Genomic DNA, 19,782 nt, shown 5'->3' with positions numbered 1-19,782 from the left:
ATGCCGTAGCGCGGTAAATCTCCACCGACAGATCAGGCTAAGTGGACAAAGGGCAGCCACAGCAGTTCTGAGGCGAGAATGACGAAGCTGATGCGGGGGCTGGCGGGCTTGTCGTAGCGGATGGCAACAGGGCGCCGGATCACGCGAAAAAGCCCGCCCCATCCATACCAGCCCCTTCGCCTGCACAAATCGCGAATCCGAAAATGGCCATCATACGAAGCTCTGATGATTCAGTTCGGCCGAAAATCTTCACGTATCAACATGTCACCTAATGCCACATAACATGGGACCCGCATTTCTACAAAAGAGTAAGTACGGCTTACCATTGTCTAGAATATTCATAGTTATTGTCCTACAAATATTCATTCTATGACAAAGTGTGGCTGAATTGTCGCTTAGACGTAGATCGTCATACACGTTTCATAATTTGCTTGCGCCGGTGAAATACAACTGGCCATTAGAGACGTAGCACGATGCAATCGAACGACGTCGGCACATTTGCGGGATGGCCAAACAACAAATCGGGCGCGACGGTTATAGTCGTCGGCCAAGTGATAAGCACGTCGGGGCAGGAGCCTGGGAGCCACTACCACAAGGGGCCTCAGATGATCAGACACACGAGTTCGACTGTTGCAATGGCGTTCGCGTTTATTGCGGGGGCACCCGCGTTTGCCGCCGACCAAACCGGATCCACATCCGCTGCGCCGACCGCGCTGGCGGACGCACCGCAGAATTCCGCCGCTTCGGACGAACCGGCCGGCGACATTGTCGTCCTGGGGACGCGGCGCACCGATCGCACGCTGACCAATTCGGCGTCACCGGTCGACGTCATAAGTGCCGCCGAACTGACCGCGCAGCCCGCCGCCAACATGATCGACCAGCTGAAGAACATTGTCCCGTCCTTCTATGCCGGCCAGAACTCGATCTCGGATGCCTCCACCTTCGTGCGCTCGCCCTCGCTGCGTGGCCTGTCTGGCGACCAGGTACTGGTGATGGTCAACGGCAAACGGTACAATCGATCGGCGCTGGTTCAGGTCTATGGCGGCAGCGATACCGGGCTGGGCCGCGGCGCGCAGGGTCCCGACATTTCCGCCATCCCGTCGCTCGCCATCAGCAGCCTGCAGGTGCTGCGCGAGGGCGCGACCGCACAATATGGTTCGGATGCAATCGCAGGCGTGCTCAACTATGGGCTGCGCCAGGATCAGGGCATCGAGATCGTCGGCCGCACCGGGCAATATTATGACGGCGACGGCGAAAGCTATCAGATCGCGGCCAATGCCGGACTGAAGGGTGACTGGGGCTTCGTCAACGTCACCGGCGAATATGTGGACGAGGGGCAGACCAGCCGCGGGGTCACGCGTCCGGCGGCCGCCAATTTCGCGCGCAACTTCCCCGCACTGGCGTCGCAACTGCCGAACGCGCCGGGACCGGTGCAGTTCTGGGGCAATTCGCCCTCGCACGGCTTCAAGTCCGTGGTGAACGCGGCGATCAACGTCAGCGACAGCAGTAAGATCTACGCCTTCGCCAACTTCGCGCGGGGCAAGGGCGACCAGAGCTTCCAGTATCGCCCGTCCGTGTCGAGTACCGCCGTCGATACCAACGGCGTGGTGCGTCCGCAGAACGCCAACGCCGTCTACAACAACACCTTTTTCCTGACCCCTTGCCCCGCCGGCAACGCCACCTGCCCGACCGGCGGATTCGTGCGCGACGCCAACACGTTCCGCTTCGCCACGCTCTACCCGGCCGGCTTCACCCCGCGCTTCGTCGGGAAAACCGAGCAACTCTACGGCGTGCTGGGTTACAAGGGTACGACGGGCGACTTCAGCTACGACCTGTCGGGCACGCTGGCGCGCAACAAACTATCGCTGTCAATGTATAACTCCGCCAACTTCTCCTACGGTCCCGCGACCCAGACCAGCTTCGACTTCGGCGACCTGATCCAGCGCGAGGTGAACGTCAACGCGGACTTCACCTATGCGGCCGACCTTGGCCTGGCCGCGCCGCTGACGATCTCGGCGGGCGGCGAGTTCCGCAAGGAAACCTACGAACAGACCGCCGGCGACCCGCAATCCTATGGCACGGGTCCCTATGCGGTCGCACAGCAACTCTACACGCTGACCGCGCCGGGCACCTACACTTTCTCCGGCACGACGGCTGCGCAGGGTGTCGGGGCCAGCGGCTATGCCGGCACCAGCGCCGCCACTGCGGGCAAGTTCAGCCAACAGGCCTATGCCGCCTATGTCGGGCTGGAAACCGACCTGACGGCGGCGCTGACCGTCGGCGCGGCCGGCCGATACGAGCATTACAACACGTTCGGCGACGCCTGGGTCGGCAAGGTCAACGCGCTCTACAAGGTCGCCGATTTCCTCTCGGTACGCGGCAGCATCGGCACCGGTTTCCATGCACCGTCGCCTGGCCAGTCGAACGTGTCGATCGTCACGACCGCCTTCGTCGCCGGCCTTGCCCGGCAAAGCGGGACCTACCCGACCGGTACCGCCGTCGCCCGCTATTATGGCGCGACCGACCTGACGCCGGAAAAGTCGACCAATTACGGAGTGGGGTTCATACTGGAACCCGTTGCCGGGATGACGATCACGGTCGACGGATATAGGATCGACCTGCGCAACCGGATCGGCGTCACCCAGCCGTTCAGCGTCAACGCGGCGGATCTGGCGGCGCAACCGGCGCTGCTGCCGGTCGGCATCGGCGGGCAGGTGCAGTATTTCACCAACGGCTTCCAGACGCGCACCCGCGGCGTCGATGTGGTTGGCACCTGGCGTACCCGCCTCAGCGAGGCGCTGCTCAACTTCTCGTTGGCCTACAACTATAACGACACCAAGGTCGGCGATTTCAACGCACGGGTCATCAGCCCCGCGCAGTTGATCGACGCGGAAAACCTCGCACCGAAACACCGCGTCGTGTTCAACGCCAACTGGTCACTGGAGAATCTGACCTTCAACGTGCGGGAGAACTATTACAGTTCGTTCACCAGCGCGCAGGATTACGGGCAGACCAACGGGGTGCCGAACCAGGTTTTCGGGGGCAAGTTCACCACCGATCTGGAGCTGAGCTACACCTTTGCCGATCATTTCACGCTGTCGGTGGGCGCGCAGAACTTCACCGACGAGCGTCCCGACCGGCTGACGCCGACCGCGACGATCCCGATCTATCCGATCACCGGCGGCGCGATCGACGGTCAGGTCTATCCGCGCAACGGCGGCCCGTTCGGGTTCAACGGCGGGTTCTACTATACGCGGCTTCGCGTGAAGTACTGACCCGATGCGGCGGGGCGGCGATCGCCGCCCCGCCGTTTCCGCCCGGCAGCAGGCCGGGCCGGTCAATCGCCCCCTCAGATCACCCCGACCCGCGCCAGCGTGAACAGCACCACCGGCCACAGCACCGAATTGACGATGTCCTGCGTCGTGTCGGCGATCCGCCACGATCCCGTGCGCAGCCGGTCGAGCGTCTCGTTCGCCAGTTCGGCGACGATCGCCACCGCCAGCGGCCAGATCGCGCCGACATCCCCCGCCACCGCGACCCCCACGACCCATACAGCCAAGCCGATATGGACGTGGAGCGTCGCGTGATCGAGCCCGGTGGTGGTCGCCAGCCAGAGCTTCAGCCGGTTGTGCAGCGGCCCCCTGTCGTCGTCGCTCAGAAGGCCAGCCCCATCGCGGTCTTCACGCCCGGCAGCGCCTTCACGGTCGCCAGCAGGTCCGCCGTCACCGGCTCGTCGACCGACAGCAGCAGCACCGCCTCGCCACCCGCCTGACGGCGGCCGAGGTGGAAGGTGCCGATGTTCACGCCCGCCTCGCCCAGCGTCGTGCCGAGGCGACCGATGAAGCCCGGCGCGTCCTCGTTGACGACATAGAGCATCGCACCCGCCAGATCGGCCTCGATCTTCACGCCGAACAGCTCGACCAGCCGCGGCGCCTGATCGCCGAACAGCGTGCCCGCGACCGAGCGTTCGCCGTCCTGCGTCTTCACCGACACGCGCACCAGCGTGTGGTAATCGCCCTCGCGCTCGCTCCGGATCTCGCGCACCTCGATGCCGCGATCACGCGCCAGCAGCGGTGCGTTGACCATGTTGACCGTCGCGGTCTGGGTGCCGAGGAACCCGGCCAGCACCGCGCTGGTGATCGGCTTCTGGTTCAGGTCGGCGGCGCTGCCCTCGCTATGCACCGACAGTCGGGTGATCGCGCCGGTGGTCAACTGGCCGACCAGCGCGCCCAGCTTTTCGGCCAGCGCCATGTACGGCTTCAGCTTGGGGGCCTCCTCCGCCGACAGGCTCGGCATGTTGAGCGCGTTGGTGACGCCGCCCGAGACGAGGAAATCGGCCATCTGCTCGGCGACCTGGATCGCCACGTTGACCTGCGCCTCGGTGGTCGATGCGCCCAGATGCGGGGTGGAGACGAAATTGGGGGTGCCGAACAGCGGCGATGCCTTGGCCGGTTCCTCGACGAACACGTCGAGCGCGGCGCCGCCGATATGCCCCGAATCGAGCCCGGCCTTCAACGCCGCCTCGTCGATCAGGCCGCCGCGCGCGCAATTGACGATCCGCACGCCCTTCTTCGTCTTGGCCAGCGCCTCGGCCGACAGGATGTTGCGGGTCTGGTCGGTCAGCGGGGTGTGCAGCGTGATGAAGTCGGCGCGGGCCAGCAGCTCGTCCAGCGTCACCTTCTCCACGCCCATCTCCACCGCGCGCTCCGGCGTCAGGAACGGATCGAACGCGACCACCTTCATCTTCAGCCCACGCGCACGGTCGGCGACGATCGAGCCGATATTGCCCGCGCCGATCAGCCCCAGCATCTTCGACGTCAGCTCGACGCCCATGAAGCGGTTCTTCTCCCACTTGCCCGCCTGCGTGCTGGCATCCGCTTCCGGCAACTGCCGCGCCAGCGCGAACATCAGCGCGATCGCGTGTTCGGCGGTGGTGATCGAATTGCCGAACGGGGTGTTCATCACCACCACGCCCTTGGCGCTGGCGGCGGGGATATCGACATTGTCGACCCCGATCCCGGCGCGGCCGACGACCTTCAGGTTGGTCGCGTGCTCCAGGATTTCCTTCGTCACCTTGGTCGACGAACGGATGGCGAGGCCGTCATACTCGCCGATGATCGCGATCAGTTCGGCCGGGGTCTTGCCGGTGATCTCGTCGACCTCGACGCCGCGCTCGCGGAAGATCTGCGCGGCCTTGGGGTCCATCTTGTCGGAAATCAGTACCTTGGGCATGGGAATACGTCCTTCTGCGCCCTCTTCCCTTCAGGGAAGAGGGCCGGGGAATGGGGAATAGACAGGAAAAGGTGGCTCGCACCCTCCCCTGCCTCAAAGGGGATAGGACTCAGCCCGCCTTCGCGGTGGCGTAGGCCCAGTCGAGCCACGGGCCGAGCGCCTCGATATCGGCGGTATCGACGGTCGCGCCGCACCAGATACGCAGGCCCGCCGGCGCGTCGCGGTAACCGGCGACGTCATAGGCCGCGCCTTCCGCCTCCAGCAACGACGCCATCTTCTTGATGAACGCCTCGTCCGCGCCCGCGACGGTCAGGCACACGCTGGTCTTCGAGCGCGTCGCCGGATCGGCGGCCAGATGCCCCAGCCAGTCGCGCGTCTCGACGATCGCGTCGAGCGCCGCCGCATTGGCATCGGACCGCGCGATCAGCCCGCCCTCGCCCAGCGACTTGCCCCATTCCAGCGCGAAGATCGCATCCTCCACCGCCAGCATCGACGGGGTGTTGATCGTCTCGCCCTTGAACACGCCCTCGGCCAGCTTGCCCTTGCTGACGAGGCGGAACACCTTGGGCAGCGGCCATGCCGGCGTGTAGCTTTCCAGCCGCTCCACCGCGCGCGGCCCCAGGATCAGCACGCCGTGCGCGCCCTCGCCGCCCAGCACCTTCTGCCACGAGAAGGTGGCGACATCGATCTTCGCCCAGTCGATGTCATAGGCGAACACGCCCGAGGTGGCATCGGCGAAGGACAGGCCCTCGCGGTCGTCCGGAATGAAATCGGCGTTCGGCACGCGCACGCCGCTGGTGGTGCCGTTCCAGGTGAACAGCACGTCGGTCGACCAGTCGATCGCGGCCAGATCGGGCAACTGCCCGTAATCGGCGCGGGCCACGACGGGATCGATCTTCAACTGCTTGACGGCATCCGTCACCCAGCCCTCGCCGAAGCTTTCCCAGGCCAGCGCGGTCACGCCGCGCGCGCCCAGCATCGTCCACATCGCCATCTCGAACGCGCCGGTATCCGATCCGGGGACGATGCCGATGCGATGCGTGTCGGGGAGTTTCAGCACCTCGCGCATCAGGTCGATGCAATATTGCAGGCGCTGCTTGCCGATCTTCGAGCGGTGCGACCGGCCAAGGCTGGCGGTGGCGAGCGCGGCGGCATCCCAGCCCGGAGGCTTGGCGCAGGGACCGGAGCTGAAAAAGGGGCGGGCCGGCTTGGTGGTCGGCTTGTGCGCAGGCCGAACGTCGGCTGCGGTAACGGTATCCGTCAATGTATCTCTCCTCACAGAGAGCACGCGCCGCGTTGGGGCGGCGTGGCCCGCCGACGCCCTTAGCGATATGGCCGAAGCGGTCAAGCCGAACTTGCCGTCGGGTTCAGGCGACGCCGCTACGGCGAGGCAAAAAGAAGGTGGTTCGCGGGGAGGCGCGGAGGAGAAGAATAAGGTTCGAGGCGCTTCGCGTGAACCAGCGCCGCAGGCAGCCATCCGCTCCACGCCAGGCGGATGAAGGTGCGACCCGCCCGGCGCGATCCCCCTTCCCCTTCTTCTCCGCGTCTCCGCGTCTCCGCGCGAACAAAACCTTCTCCTTTTCGCGGCGTCGCGGCTTCGCGCCACCAACCCAACGCCCCGTCGCATAACGGCTGACAACCCCGCCCCCGCACCGGATGAAGGCCCCGATGCGTCGCCTGCTCCCCGCCGCCCTGCTCCTCGCCCTCGCCGCGTGCGGTCGTGCCGATCGCCCCGCCGCGTCCGGGCCGCGCGCCGAGCCGCAGCGCCCCTCGCCGCACGACACCGCGCAATGTCAGGCCGATTTGCGGCGCGAGGGCGTGTCCTACCGCGAACTGCCCGACAGGGATTACGGCACCGGCTGCGGCGTGTTCGGCGCGGTGCAGTTGATCGATATCGGCGTGCCGGTGACGGGCATCACCGCGATGCGCTGCGGCACCGCGCGCGCCTTTGCCGGCTGGGTGCGCAACGCGGTCGCGCCCGGCGCCTACCAGATGCTGGGGTCGGAACTGGCGCGGGTGGAGGGGATGGGCACCTATGCCTGCCGCAACGTCGTCGGCTCGGCCCGCAACGCCGCGCGCCGGTCGGGCCATGCCCTCGCCAACGCGGTCGATGTCGGCAGCTTCGTGCTGAAGGACGGGCGACGCATCTCGATCCTGCGCGACTGGAATTCGCCTGATCAGCGCACCCGCGATTTCCTGCGCACCGTCCGCGCCTCCGCCTGCCGCCGGTTCGGCACCGTGCTGTCGCCGGACTACAACGCCGCGCACGCCAACCACCTGCATCTGGAGGACGATCGCGCCCGCTTCTGCCGTTGAGAGGCGCCGGACTTTGCCGTAAAGCCCTTGGATGACTGACCCACGAGCCCCGAACCGCGTCTTCCCGCCCGCCAGCCAGGACGCCGCCAGCGCGAAAACCGTCATCTCGACGCCGCAGACGCAGCATCCCGCCTACAAACTCGCCTTTCAGGACATGGACTTCCTGCTGCGCGACGATCTGCGCCCGGTCCGCTTCCAGCTCGAACTGCTGAAGGCGCAACTGCTGCTCGACGAGGCGAAGATCGCCTCCACCTTCGTCTTCTACGGTTCCGCGCGCATTCCCGAGCCGGACAAGGCGCACGCGCTGCTGGAGATGGCGAGCGACGACAAATCGCGGAAGATCGCCGAACGCCTCGTCGCCAAGAGCAAATATTACGAGATCGCGCGCGAACTGGCCCGCATCACCAGCCGCCTGCCGCGCGACGAGGCGGGGCAGCGTCACTTCGTCGTCTGTTCGGGCGGCGGCCCGTCGATCATGGAGGCGGCCAATCGCGGCGCCGCCGATGTCGGGGCGGAATCGGTCGGGCTCAACATCGTGTTGCCGCACGAACAGGCGCCCAATCCCTACGTCACGCCGTCGCTGTCGCTGCAATTCCACTATTTCGCGCTGCGCAAGATGCACTTCCTGCTCCACGCCCGCGCGCTGGCGGCGTTTCCGGGCGGGTTCGGCACCTTCGACGAGTTGTTCGAACTGCTGACGCTGATCCAGACCGGCAAGATCAAGCCGATTCCGATCCTGCTGTTCGGCCGCGAATTCTGGGAACGCGTGGTCAATTTCGAGGCGCTGGTCGAGGAAGGCGTCGTCTCCGAACGCGATCTCGCCCTGTTCCATTATGTCGAAACCGCCGAGGAAGCCTGGGACTTCGTCCGCCTCTTCTACGAGGAACAGGCGAAGAAGGACGCGGCGGGGGAGTAACACCCCCAACGCGCCATCACCCCGACGACGCCCCTCCCGTCATTGCGAGGAGCGAAGCGACGCGGCAATCCAGGGGCCGCGCGCATGACGCTGCTGGATTGCTTCGCTACGCTCGCAATGACGGCAGAGGGTCTGACCCCTCCCCCAACGGGAAGAGGTAGCCGCCCGCCGTTACTGCCGCGCGCCCTTGCGCGCCGCTTCCGGATCGACCGAGGGCGCACCGCTGGCGGGGGTGCCGGTGTTGGCGATATCGCCCGTCTCGCCCCGGGTATCCTCTTCGACCGCATTGGCCGCCGCAGCCACGTTGCCGCCCGCCTCCTCGGCCGGGGCCACGCCGGCCGCCGGCGCGGCGGGCAGCGGCAGGTTGGAACCCTGGCTGTTCAGATAGGCGATCACGTTCGCCCGGTCTTCCGGGTTGGAGAGGCCGGCGAAGGTCATCTTGGTGCCGTTGGCGAATTTGCGCGGGCTGGTCAGCCATGCGTTCATCGCGTCGAACGTCCACTTGCCGCCCACGCCCTTCAGCGCGTCGGAGAAGGCGTAACCCGCCTTGCCCTGCGCGATCGCCTCGCCCAGCGTCCCGTACAGATTGGGGCCGATCCCGTTCGCCCCGCCCTGCGCGACCGTATGGCAGGCGGCGCATTTCTTGAACACTTCCGCACCCTTGCCCACGTCGGCGGTGGGCAGGAGCGAGGCGATCGCGACCTCGGGCGCGCCGCCGGCGCCACCCTCCGCCTCGACGCCCTCGATGGCGTAGCCCATCTTTTCGGGCCGGTGCCCTTCGAAGATCATCGTGCCGGCGATGGTGGAACCGAGCGCGATCATGCCGGCTCCCAATGCCCAGCCGGCAATCGTGTTGGTCTTCAGGTCCATCGCTCGCCCCAATTCTGTCTTCGCCAATCCTTAGGAAAGCCGGGGGCCGTCCGCAAGCCGCGCTTGCCTGCTCTCTTGATCCTGACGGATCACCTGTTACCCCGCGCGCCCATGCAGAGTTTCGCCGCACCCGCCCTGTCGCTCGTCACCGCGATGACCCGCGCCGCCGCCGCCGAGCCGGAGCGCACCGTCGCGTTCCAGGGCGCGCCCGGCGCCAACAGCCACGTCGCCGCGGTGCAGGCGTTCCCGGACGGGCTGCCCCTGCCCTGTTTCGATTTTTCCGATGCGCTGGATGCGGTGAAGGATGCGCGCGCCGATTGCGCGGTGATCCCGATCGAGAATTCGCTGCACGGCCGCGTCGCCGACATTCACTTCCTGCTGCCCGAATCGGGGCTGGCGATCACCGGCGAACATTTCCTGCCGATCCGCCACGCGCTGATGGGCGGCGGCCCGATCGCCGGGGTGCGACAGGCGATGAGCCATCCGCAGGCGCTGGGCCAGTGCCGCCACTGGCTGCGCGCGCACGGGATCGAACCCGTCGCCTATCCCGACACCGCCGGCGCCGCCGCGCTGGTGCGCGAACTGGGCGACCCCGCGGTTGCCGCGCTGGCGCCGCCGGGCGCCGCCGCGCTCTACGACCTCGATCTGCTGGCGACCGACATTGCGGATGCGGATCACAACACCACGCGCTTCGTCACGCTGGCGCGCGGCAGCCGCCCGCCGCTGGGCGACGGGCCATGGATGACGACGCTGATCTTCGAGGTGAAGAACATCCCCGCCGCGCTGTACAAGGCGATGGGCGGCTTCGCGACCAACGGCGTCAACATGACCAAGCTGGAAAGCTACCAGCGGGGCGGGAGCTTCGCGGCGACCGAGTTCTTTGCCGATGTCGACGGCCGCCCCGGCGACGCGGGCTTCGACCGAGCGCTGGAGGAACTCGGCTTCCACTCCAAATGGGTCCGCATCCTCGGCACCTACCGACAGGCACGCGAGCGGGGGTAAGGCCGCGCCGGAGGATGGAAACGGACACCCGCCCATCCGTCCTTGCGAGCGTAGCGAAGCAATCCAGGGCGTTCCTGATCCGGCACTGGATTGCTTCGCTACGCTCGCAATGACGGGATGAAACGGGGCAATGTCACCCCGCCCACGCCGTCAGCAGGGTATAGGCGATCGCATAGGGCGGCGGCGGCAGGAACGGTCCCGGCTCTCCCGCCAGCACCGCGCGCACCACCTCGCGCGGGACCCAGATCGCGTCCTCCAGCTCATTGCGGTCCAGCACGATCTCGTCGTCCGTCGCCCTCGCGGTGCAGGCGATCATCAGCGATGACGGGAACGGCCAGGGCTGGCTGGCGACGTAGCGCACGTCGGTGACCGCGATCCCCGCCTCCTCGCCGATCTCGCGCGCCACCGCCTCCTCGATCGATTCGCCGGGTTCCAGGAACCCCGCCAGCGCCGAATAGCGCCCCGGCGGAAAGGCGGGCTGCCGGCCCAGCAGCGCGCGCCCGTCATGCTCGGCGATCATGATGACGACCGGGTCGACGCGCGGGAAATGTTCGGTCGAACAGGCGGCGCAGGCGCGGCCCCAGCCGGCGCGGAACGCCGCGGTCGCCTGTCCGCAATTCGCGCAGAAGCGGTGGCGGGCATGCCAGTCAAGCACGCTGCGCGCCGCCGCATAGGTCGCCGCCTCCCCCGCCCGCAGGCCGTGCAGCGCCGCGATCAGTTCGAACGATCGGCCCCGCGCCGGTCCGTCCGCCAGTCGCGCGAAATGGCCGGTCCCATCGCGCAGACCGAGCAGGACCAGATCGCCGTCCGCAATCCCCGGATCGATCGCCGTCCAGCCCAGTTCGCCCGCCGCCATCGCCGGCTCGTACCCGTCCAGCACCAGCAACCGCGCCGCCGGATCGCGGCGCAGCGCGGCGAAGGCGGCGGGGTCGTGGCGGATCGCATCGCCCCGGTCGAGCACGCCGCCGGTGAAGCCGATCGCGGTTCCGGTCATCGCCCCCGTCACCGCAACGCCGTCGCGACATCCTGCTGCAAGGCCGCCCCGACTTCTTTGGCCAGCGGGTATCGCTGGCCGGGGATGTAGTTGACCATCACCGTGCCGCGCGCCTGCCGCGCCGGATCGACCCAGCCCAGCGTCCCTGCCGCGCCGCTCCAGCCATAGGCGCCCTTCGCCAGCCCGCCGGGCTGGTCGACGATGTACGCGAAGCCACCCGCGCCATATCCCTGTTTCACCCCGTCGGTTTCGAAGAACACGCCCGCGGGCAGCAGGTTGGACATGCCCAGCCGCACCGTTTCCGCCTTCATCACGCGGGTGCCGTCCAGCGTGCCGCCGTTCGCCAGCATCGCGAGGAACCGGTCGTAATCCCGCGCCGACGACACCAGCCCCGCCCCGCCATAGGGAAAGGCCGGTGGCTGCCGGAAGATCGAGGTCGCACCGGGATCGAGCGGCACGCGATCGTCGCCGACGAAGGTGTAGTTGGTCGCCAACCGCGCCGCCTGCGCCGCCGGCACCGTGAAGAAGGTCGAATTCATGCCCAGCGGCGTGAAGAACCGCGTCTGGAGGAACCGGTCGAACGGCATCCCCGATGCCACCTCGATCACCCGGCCCAGCACGTCCAGCCCGATCGAATAGCTCCACTTCGTCCCCGGCTGCGCGACCAGCGGCACCGTCGCGACCCGGTCGGCGAATTCGGCGAGGGATTTCGGCCGCACCAGCCGCATCTTCGCCTCGGCGGCCGGATTGATCGCCAGCGGCAACAGGCCCAGCCGCTCATATTCCCGCAGCAGCGGCCCCCTGGCGACGATCGAGTAACTCAGGCCAGCGGTATGCGTCATCAGGTGGCGGATCGTGATCGGCCGCGTGGCGGGGACGGCGGCGAGGCTGGTGTCCGGGCTGGTCAGCACCCGCATCTTCGCGAACGCCGGGATGTATTTCGACACCGGATCGTCGAGCGCGATCCTGCCCTCCTCCACCAGCAGCATCGCCGCCATGCCGGTGATCGGCTTGGTCATCGAATAGATCCGCCACAAACTGTCCGGCCCGGCGACCGCACCGTCATCGGCGATCCGCCCCGCCGCGACCGTGATCGCCGGCATCGCGCCGAACCCGAACAGGCCGACGATGCCGGGCATCTTGCCGGCGCGGACATAGCCATCGAACAGGTTCGCCGTCGCGGGCAGCGGCCGCGGATCGGGCGCCGGGGTCGGCCGGTTCGACCGGATCGACGGCACGGTGCGCGGCGGCGCATCCTGCCGGACCGCCTGCGCCGCCAGCGGCGGGGCGGCGAGCAACAGGGGCGCCAGCAGCGCGGTGGTGACGGCGCGGATCGATGTCATTCACGGTCTCCGGTCGATGGGGTAGCGGTGGTGATGGCGGTGGCGGCCTTGGCGAACAGGGTCGGCAACCCGGCGCGGGGCAGGTCGGCGATCGGCCACCATTCGCTCCCCTCCCCCGCTGGTTCGTCTCCAGCCTGCGCAACGCCCGTCGCCAGCGCAAGCTCCAGATCGAAATGGGTGAAGCCGTGCGCCACGCGGTCGTCCAGCAGCCGCCACCGGCCGGCGACGGGCGCCCCCGCCAGCCCCGGCGGCGCCTCCACCCACGGCCCCGTCGGCAGCGCGCGCATCCCGCCCAGCAGCCCCTTGTCCAGTCGACGGACCAGCAGCACGCAGGCCCCGCGCTCCAGCCAGAAGATCGTGCCGTATCGCTGCGGCTTCGCGCGCTTCGCCGCCTTGGCGGGCAGGCGTTCCTCGATCCCGGCGGCATGCGCGCGGCAATCGGCACGGATCGGGCACAGCAGGCACCGGGGCCGGCGCGACGTGCAGATCGTCGCGCCCAGATCCATCATCGCCTGCGCGAAATCGCCCGCACGAGCGTCCGGCGTGATCGTGTCGGCGGCGGCGCGGATCGCCGGCCGCGCGGCGGGCAGCGGCGTCTCGATCGCGAACAGCCGCGCCACGACGCGCTCGACATTGGCGTCGACCACCACCGCGCGTTCCCCGAACGCGATCGCCGCCACCGCCGCGGCAGTATAGGCGCCCAGCCCCGGCAGCGCGCGCAGCCCCGCCTCGGTATCCGGAAACGCGCCGCCATGATCCGCGACCACCGCGCGCGCCGCCTTCACCAGATTGCGCGCCCGGGCATAATAGCCCAGCCCCGCCCAGGCCGCCATCACATCGGCCTCGTCCGCCGCCGCCAGCGCCGCCACGCTCGGCCAGCGGTCCACCCAGGCGGTGAAGCGCGGGCGCACCGTGGCGACCGTGGTCTGTTGCAGCATCACCTCCGACAGCCAGACCCGGTACGGGTCGGCCGCCTGCCCCGGCCGGCTGCGCCACGGCAGGTCGCGCGCGGCGACATCGTACCAGGCCAGCAGTTGCGCCGGGATCGATTGCTCCGCGATCGAAGAGTGCTTGGCGTCCACGGGATCGCTATGGCATGGGACGCGGCATGAGCAAGCGCGTCGGCGTCCCCGAATCCAATCAAGTATCCGGTCAGGCACCCGGCCCTTCCCCCAAATCCCCCTCCACCATCCGCACCCGGATCGCCGAGCCGCAACGGTCGAATCGCTCGCGTGCGGTCGCCGAACTGCTGCCCGATATCGGCGGCGCGGCGTTTCGCCGGTTCGGCTTCGTCCAGTCGTCGATCGTCAGCCGCTGGCCCGATATCGTCGGCGAGAAACTGGCCCGCGCCTCCGCCCCCGAATCGCTGCGCTTCCCGATCGGTCAGAAGCAGGACGGCACGCTGACTCTCACCGTGCGCGGTGCCCATGCGCCGATGATGCAGCATGTCATCCCGGAGATCATGGAGCGGGTGAACCGCTTCTTCGGCTATCCCGCCGTCGCGCGCATCCAGATCAGGCAGGGCGAGGTGATCGCCCGTCCCGCCGCCCGCACCGCCCCCGCCGCGCTGCGCCCCGTACCCGTCGAGATGGGCGAGGGGCTGAAATCGATCGCCGACCCGGAACTGCGGGCGGTGCTGGAATCCCTCGCCGCCGGGGTCGCCGCGACCCGGGGCCTGCCCAAGGTATCGTGATGCGCTTCGGTCTCCTCGCCCTGCTCGCCCTCGTTCCCGCCCTGTCCTTCGCGGCCCCGGCCCGCGACTGGCGGGGAACCGCGACGATGAAGCCCGACGGCGCTTATGTCGTCGGCAATCCGGCGGCGAAGGTGAAGCTGACCGAATGGGCCAGCTACACCTGTTCGCACTGCGCGCATTTCTCGGTGGAATCGGAACCGGTGCTGAAGGGGCAGATGATCCGCTCCGGCTCGACCAGCCTGGAGGTGCGGCATCTGGTCCGCGATCCGCTCGATTTCGCGGCGGCGACGGTGGCGCGCTGCGGCGGGCCGCGTCGCTTCGCCGCCGCCCATGCCGCGGTGATGGCCGCGCAGGACCAGTGGCTGGACAAGGGCGGCACCTATATCCGCACCAACGCCGCTGCGTTGCAGGCGATGGCGCCGGAGGTCGCGGCGCGCAGGCTGGCCGATGCCGCCGGGCTGACCGCGATCGCCACCGCGCAGGGGCTGGCCGAACCGCGTATCGCCGCCTGCTTCGCCGACAAGGCCGCGACCGAGAAGCTGCTGGCCCTCAGCGGCTCGTTGCCGGCCGAGGTACAGGGCACGCCCACCTTCTTCATCAACGGCAAGCTCGCCCCCAATGTCGGCTGGCCGCAACTGATGCCGCTGCTGCGCGCCGCCGGCGCCCGCTAATTCCAGGAGCCTCTCCCATGAAGTTCGCCACCCTGCCCGCCCTGTTCCTCGCCCCCCTCGCGCTGATCGCCTGTTCGGGCGGCGGCACCGGCGGTAACGACACCGGCACCGCCACCGCCGCGCCGGTCGCCGCCGTCACCCCGCCGGCGGGGCGCAGCTGGGCGGAAACCGTCAGCAAGACCGAACAGGGCTATGTGATGGGCAACCCCAACGCACCCATCAAGCTGGTCGAATATGGCGCACGCACCTGCCCCACCTGCGGCGCCTTCGCGCGCGAGGGGTTCAAGCCGCTTACCGACAATTATGTCGCCAGCGGCAAGGTCAGCTTCGAATTCCGCGACTATCTGGTCCACGGCGCGCCCGATCTGGTGCTGACCCTGCTCGGCACCTGCACCACGGAGGCGGCGTTCTTCCCCGTCCTCGAACAGATGTATGCCAACCAGAACGGGTTCCTCGACAAGCTGCAGGCGATCAGCCCCGCGCAGCAGCAGGCGCTCCAGTCGCAGACCCCGCTGCAACAGGTCATGACGCTGGCCGAGGCGATGGGCGCGATCGATTTCGTCAAGCAGCGCGGCATCCCGGAGGCGAAGGCCCGCCAGTGCCTGTCCAGCCAGGCCCGGCTGGAAGAGGTCGCCAAGCCCACCGAAAAGGCAACGCAGGACGGCACCGTCACCGGCACCCCCACCTTCATCATCAACGGCAACACCGTGCCCAACACGGTGACGTGGTCGCAGCTCGAAACCGCGCTGAAGGCCGCCGGCGCGTAAGCGCGGCGGGTGGCGGGATGGGGCGGCGAGCGCCTCGCCCCGCCGCCCTCATGGCGACGCCCCCGTCACTGCCCTCGCCCCCCTTTTACCGCCCCCCCCTTTCCGTCATTGCGAGCGCAGCGAAGCAATCCAGAGCGTCACGCGCGCGGCCTGGATTGCTTCGCTACGCTCGCAATGACGGGCGGATACGGCACGGCCCCCTGTCCTACACCCCACGATCAGCGCTATGGTGCCCACCACCGCCCCTCACCGACCGGCCACGCCCCTTCCCGTCCCCCCCACGACCGGCCGCCCGCACCCCTGTAGGATGCGACGTTCGTGACTTTCCACCGTGACTTTCCACGGCCCCACGCCGTCAGAAACTGAGGCCCACGCCCCCTACCGCGCTGTGATTGCGCACATTTAGATCAATGCGGATATCGCCGGTGCTGCCGCGCACACCCATCGCCTCGCCGCCGATCCGCCCCGCCACCGCATCGGCGGCGATCCGGGTGTAGCGATACTCCCCGAACAGCGAGAGCGTCCGCGTCAGCGCCAGCTTCACGCCGCCGCCCGCCCGCAGTCCCCAATTGCCCGACAGGTCCGAATCGGTGACCAGATAGGCAGGACCGGCAAAGGCATAGGTGGCGAATCTACCCGCCGGTCGGGCCGGGGTCGCGCCGATCGGCAGCCGCACCATCGCCAGCGCCGCGACCGTGCCGGTGGTCGGCACCGTCACGCGCGGGATATCGACCGATACCGACCGGCCCGGATCGATCGTCACCGGCTCGCCGAACAATTCCTCCTCCAGCCGCAGATTGCCGGTCGCCCGGATCGTCTGCCGCCGGACATCGGGATCGAGCGTCGCGGCATCGATCGCCAGCCCGATCCGCCCGAACCAGTGCCCGATCCGCACGCCGTAGATCGTCGAGCTGGTCGGCTCCAGCGACGCCACGTCGATCCGCAGCCGCGCCGGCACGATCGTGCCGTTGATCCGCGCCTCGTCAGCGGTGATCGTCGCCGCCGTGTCCTCCGGCATCGATCGTCCCGCGAACACATCGATAAAGGTCTGCGCCGACGCCGGCGTCGCCCCCGATAATCCCGCGATCACCAACAGGCTCGCCGTCACTCCTGCCTTCACCACCGTCTCCCCGTTCGATCGATCCCCGCCAACCGTCAGGCACGCGCCCCCGTTCCGGACTCATCCCGATTCCGCCCCGATCCCCCTGATGTAACGCAGGATAATCCGCCGCCCGGCCCGCCCTTGTGAGCGCCTGTCCCGGAACGTATATCGAACGCATGGCGCAGCTGGACACACGACAGAAGCTGGCGATCCTCGCCGATGCCGCGAAATACGATGCGTCCTGCGCGTCGTCCGGCACCGCCAAGCGCAATTCGGCGGACGGCAAGGGCATCGGCTCGACCGAGGGTATGGGCATCTGCCACGCCTATGCGCCCGATGGCCGCTGCATCTCGCTGCTCAAGATCCTGCTGACCAACAGTTGCATCTTCGACTGCCATTACTGCATCAACCGCAAGTCCTCGAACGTCCGCCGCGCGCGCTTCACCGCGCAGGAGGTCGTGAACCTCACCCTCTCCTTCTACCGCCGCAACTATATCGAGGGGCTGTTCCTCTCGTCCGGCATCATCGGCTCGTCCAACTACACGATGGAACAGATGGTCGAGGTGGCGCGGTCCCTGCGCGAGGATCATCACTTTCGCGGCTACATCCACCTGAAGACGATCCCCGATGCCGATCCCGAACTGGTGCATCAGGCCGGGCTGTACGCCGACCGCATCTCGATCAACGTCGAACTGCCGACCGTGGGCGGACTGAAGCGGCTCGCCCCCGAAAAGGATGCCGCCCGTATCGAGGGCGCGATGGCCGCCAATACCGATGCGATCGTCGACAACAAGGATGCGGTGAAGCGGTACAAGTCCGCCCCCCGCTTCGCCCCCGCCGGCCAGTCGACCCAGATGATCGTCGGCGCGGATGCCGCCACCGATGGCGATATCGTCCGCCGCGCCTCGTCGCTCTACGACCGGTTCGCGCTCCGCCGCGTCTATTATTCCGCGTTCAGCCCGATCCCGGATGCCAGCGACGTGCTGCCGCTGCAACGCCCGCCGCTGATGCGCGAACACCGGCTGTACCAGTCCGACTGGCTGATGCGCTTCTACGAATTCTCCGCGCAGGAGGTGGTCGCCGCCGCCGACGACGCGACGGGGATGCTGCCGCTCGACATCGATCCCAAGCTGGCCTGGGCGCTCAAGTTCCGCGACCGCTTTCCCGTCGACGTCAACCGCGCCCCCCGCGAAATGCTGCTGCGTATTCCCGGTCTGGGGGTGAAGGCGGTGAACGGCATCCTCGCCACCCGCCGCTGGCGCAAGCTGCGGCTGGAGGATGTCGCCCGCCTCACCGTCTCGATCGCCCGGCTGCGCCCCTTCATCGTCGCGGAGGACTGGCGGCCGGTGGTGCTGTCCGATCAGGCCGACCTGAAACCGCTGGTCGCGCCGAAGAAGGAGCAACTGGAGCTGTTCGCGGCGTGATGCGTCGATCCTGATGCACACCGTCACGCTGACCGATCCCGACGATTTCGACGGCTGGCGCGACGCCGCCCGTCGTCTCACCGCACAGGGCGTGCCCCCCGACGACGTGGTCTGGCAGGTCGGCACCGTGCCCACCGACCTGTTCGCGGGCGAGGGCAATGCCGATGCGCCGCCGCCTTCGACCACGATCGCCTTCTCCGTACCCCGTGCCTTCGTCGATCTGGCGCGCAGCGTCGTGCTGGCCGCCGATCCCGAACGCTTCGCCTTGCTCTACACGCTGCTGGTCCGGCTGCGGCGGCAACCGAAACTGATCGAGGACCGCGCCGATCCGCTGGTCCGCCGGCTCGATACCATCGCCAAGGGGGTGCGCCGCGACATCCACAAGATGCGCGCCTTTCTGCGCTTCCGCGACATGCCTGACGATCACGGCTCGCGCTACGTCGCGTGGTTCGAGCCCGAACACCACATCCTGCGCGCCAACGCCGCCTTCTTCGTCAACCGTTTCGCCAGCATGAGATGGTCGATCCTGACCCCCGCCGCCTCGCTCCACTGGGACGGCACCTCGCTCAGCGAGGGTCCCGGCGCCACCAAGGCGGAGGCGCCCGACGGCGATCCGGTCGAGGAGGTGTGGAAGACCTATTACGCCAGCATCTTCAATCCCGCCCGCGTGAAGGTCGGCGCGATGCTGAAGGAGATGCCGCGCAAATACTGGAAAAACATGCCCGAAACCGCGTTGGTGCCGCAACTGATCGCCGGCGCGCAGGCACGGGAGACAAGGATGATCGATACGGCCCGCGATACCGTCGGCGGCAACGGTGTGATCGCCTGGGATGCCCTGCGCGAGGAGGCGGCCGGCTGCACCCGCTGCCCGCTCTACAAGCCCGCGACGCAGACCGTGTTCGGCGAGGGGCCGGTCGATGCGCCGCTGATGTTCGTCGGCGAACAGCCCGGCGATCAGGAGGATATCGCCGGCCGCCCCTTCGTCGGCCCGGCGGGGCAGGTGTTCGACCGCGCGCTGGCGGCGGCGGGGGTGGACCGGTCGCGGGTGTACGTCACCAACGCGGTCAAGCATTTCAAATACGAACAGCGCGGCAAGCGCCGCATCCACGCCAAGCCCGGCGCGGGCGAGATCGAGGCGTGCCGCTGGTGGGTCGATCAGGAACGGATGCTGGTCCGCCCGAAGATGACGGTGGCGCTGGGCGCCACCGCCGCCCGCTCGCTGTTCGGCCGCGTCGTCACGATCGGGCGGGAACGCGGGCGCGAACTGCGGCTGCCCGATGGCGGCGCGGCGTGGATCACCGTCCACCCCAGCTATCTGCTGCGCCTGCCCGATCAGGCGATGGCCGATGAGGAATTCGGCCGCTTTGTCGAGGACTTGCGACAGGCGCACGCGCTGCTCGCCTGAAGAATGGGCCTGAAGAATGGGGTTGCGGCGGGCGGTTCCGCCCCGCA

General features: G+C 68.2%; 17 protein-coding genes. 9 read left to right on the top strand and 8 right to left on the bottom strand.

Features of this window, described 5'->3' with window-relative positions:
* Positions 1-605: 605 nt before the first annotated feature.
* Entirely contained in the window at positions 606-3,275 is a 2,670-nt protein-coding gene (locus tag ABD719_RS03805; RefSeq protein ID WP_344692063.1) for a TonB-dependent receptor plug domain-containing protein, read from the top strand.
* A 74-nt stretch (positions 3,276-3,349) separates the two neighbouring features.
* Here the strand turns inward: ABD719_RS03805 and ABD719_RS03800 are convergent, their stop codons facing one another.
* From ABD719_RS03800 to ABD719_RS03790, 3 genes are all read right to left on the bottom strand, one after another.
* A complete protein-coding gene (locus ABD719_RS03800; protein ID WP_344692062.1) occupies positions 3,350-3,559 on the bottom strand; it encodes a hypothetical protein in 210 nt (69 codons plus the stop codon).
* 95 nt (positions 3,560-3,654) lie between these two features.
* A complete protein-coding gene (gene serA / locus ABD719_RS03795) occupies positions 3,655-5,232 on the bottom strand; it encodes a phosphoglycerate dehydrogenase (RefSeq protein WP_344692061.1) in 1,578 nt (525 codons plus the stop codon).
* A gap of 109 nt (positions 5,233-5,341) precedes the next feature.
* Entirely contained in the window at positions 5,342-6,496 is a 1,155-nt protein-coding gene (locus ABD719_RS03790) for a phosphoserine transaminase (protein WP_344692060.1), read from the bottom strand.
* Positions 6,497-6,900: 404 nt separating this feature from the next.
* On the opposite strand from ABD719_RS03790, the gene ABD719_RS03785 reads away from it, so the two are divergent.
* Positions 6,901-7,548, top strand: coding sequence for an extensin family protein (locus ABD719_RS03785; protein WP_344692059.1), 648 nt, complete (start codon positions 6,901-6,903; stop codon positions 7,546-7,548).
* A gap of 31 nt (positions 7,549-7,579) precedes the next feature.
* Positions 7,580-8,464 (top strand): LOG family protein, encoded by an 885-nt coding sequence (locus tag ABD719_RS03780; RefSeq protein WP_192125204.1) that lies wholly within the window; start codon positions 7,580-7,582, stop codon positions 8,462-8,464.
* 171 nt (positions 8,465-8,635) lie between these two features.
* Here ABD719_RS03780 and ABD719_RS03775 read toward each other — a convergent pair whose 3' ends face one another.
* On the bottom strand, positions 8,636-9,334 hold the full coding sequence (locus tag ABD719_RS03775; RefSeq protein ID WP_344692057.1) for a c-type cytochrome: 699 nt from the start codon (positions 9,332-9,334) through the stop codon (positions 8,636-8,638).
* A gap of 111 nt (positions 9,335-9,445) precedes the next feature.
* Here ABD719_RS03775 and ABD719_RS03770 point away from each other — a divergent pair, with 111 nt between their 5' ends.
* Positions 9,446-10,336 carry a prephenate dehydratase gene (locus ABD719_RS03770; RefSeq protein WP_344692056.1) on the top strand — a complete coding sequence of 297 codons (891 nt, stop codon included), beginning with the start codon at positions 9,446-9,448 and terminating at the stop codon, positions 10,334-10,336.
* Between the two features lie 133 nt (positions 10,337-10,469).
* Here the strand turns inward: ABD719_RS03770 and nudC are convergent, their stop codons facing one another.
* Genes nudC through ABD719_RS03755 form a run of 3 tightly spaced genes read right to left on the bottom strand, consistent with a single transcriptional unit; the run spans position 10,470 to position 13,755 of the window.
* Positions 10,470-11,330 carry an NAD(+) diphosphatase gene (gene nudC, locus ABD719_RS03765; RefSeq protein ID WP_344692566.1) on the bottom strand — a complete coding sequence of 287 codons (861 nt, stop codon included), beginning with the start codon at positions 11,328-11,330 and terminating at the stop codon, positions 10,470-10,472.
* An 8-nt stretch (positions 11,331-11,338) separates the two neighbouring features.
* On the bottom strand, positions 11,339-12,673 hold the full coding sequence (locus ABD719_RS03760) for a serine hydrolase domain-containing protein (protein WP_344692055.1): 1,335 nt from the start codon (positions 12,671-12,673) through the stop codon (positions 11,339-11,341).
* A complete protein-coding gene (locus ABD719_RS03755) occupies positions 12,670-13,755 on the bottom strand; it encodes an A/G-specific adenine glycosylase (RefSeq protein ID WP_344692054.1) in 1,086 nt (361 codons plus the stop codon). The genes ABD719_RS03760 and ABD719_RS03755 overlap by 4 nt, the downstream gene beginning before the upstream one ends.
* A 26-nt stretch (positions 13,756-13,781) precedes the next feature.
* Between ABD719_RS03755 and ABD719_RS03750 the strand changes: the two genes are divergently transcribed.
* The 3 genes from ABD719_RS03750 to ABD719_RS03740 are packed head-to-tail and all read left to right on the top strand — an operon-like array spanning position 13,782 to position 15,804.
* Positions 13,782-14,366: a DUF721 domain-containing protein gene (locus tag ABD719_RS03750; protein WP_344692053.1), complete on the top strand. Its 585-nt coding sequence runs from the start codon at positions 13,782-13,784 to the stop codon at positions 14,364-14,366.
* Entirely contained in the window at positions 14,366-15,037 is a 672-nt protein-coding gene (locus ABD719_RS03745; RefSeq protein WP_344692052.1) for a thioredoxin domain-containing protein, read from the top strand. Before ABD719_RS03750 ends, ABD719_RS03745 begins: the two co-directional genes overlap by 1 nt.
* A 17-nt stretch (positions 15,038-15,054) precedes the next feature.
* Positions 15,055-15,804, top strand: coding sequence for a DsbA family protein (locus ABD719_RS03740; protein ID WP_344692051.1), 750 nt, complete (start codon positions 15,055-15,057; stop codon positions 15,802-15,804).
* A gap of 355 nt (positions 15,805-16,159) precedes the next feature.
* On the opposite strand, the gene ABD719_RS03735 is transcribed toward ABD719_RS03740, so the two are convergent.
* Complete coding sequence (locus ABD719_RS03735) at positions 16,160-16,924, bottom strand: outer membrane protein (RefSeq protein ID WP_344692050.1); 765 nt, start codon at positions 16,922-16,924, stop codon at positions 16,160-16,162.
* A gap of 158 nt (positions 16,925-17,082) precedes the next feature.
* Between ABD719_RS03735 and ABD719_RS03730 the strand changes: the two genes are divergently transcribed.
* Together ABD719_RS03730 and ABD719_RS03725 are read left to right on the top strand one after the other, a co-directional pair.
* Positions 17,083-18,330 (top strand): putative DNA modification/repair radical SAM protein, encoded by a 1,248-nt coding sequence (locus ABD719_RS03730; RefSeq protein ID WP_344692049.1) that lies wholly within the window; start codon positions 17,083-17,085, stop codon positions 18,328-18,330.
* 13 nt (positions 18,331-18,343) lie between these two features.
* Positions 18,344-19,735: a UdgX family uracil-DNA binding protein gene (locus tag ABD719_RS03725; RefSeq protein ID WP_344692048.1), complete on the top strand. Its 1,392-nt coding sequence runs from the start codon at positions 18,344-18,346 to the stop codon at positions 19,733-19,735.
* Positions 19,736-19,782 lie beyond the last annotated feature (47 nt).

This window comes from Sphingomonas cynarae (genome assembly GCF_039537815.1).
Taxonomy (GTDB): domain Bacteria; phylum Pseudomonadota; class Alphaproteobacteria; order Sphingomonadales; family Sphingomonadaceae; genus Sphingomonas; species Sphingomonas cynarae.
The sequence above is the reverse complement of the archived record's forward strand: the minus strand, read 5'-3'. Positions and strand labels throughout refer to the sequence as shown.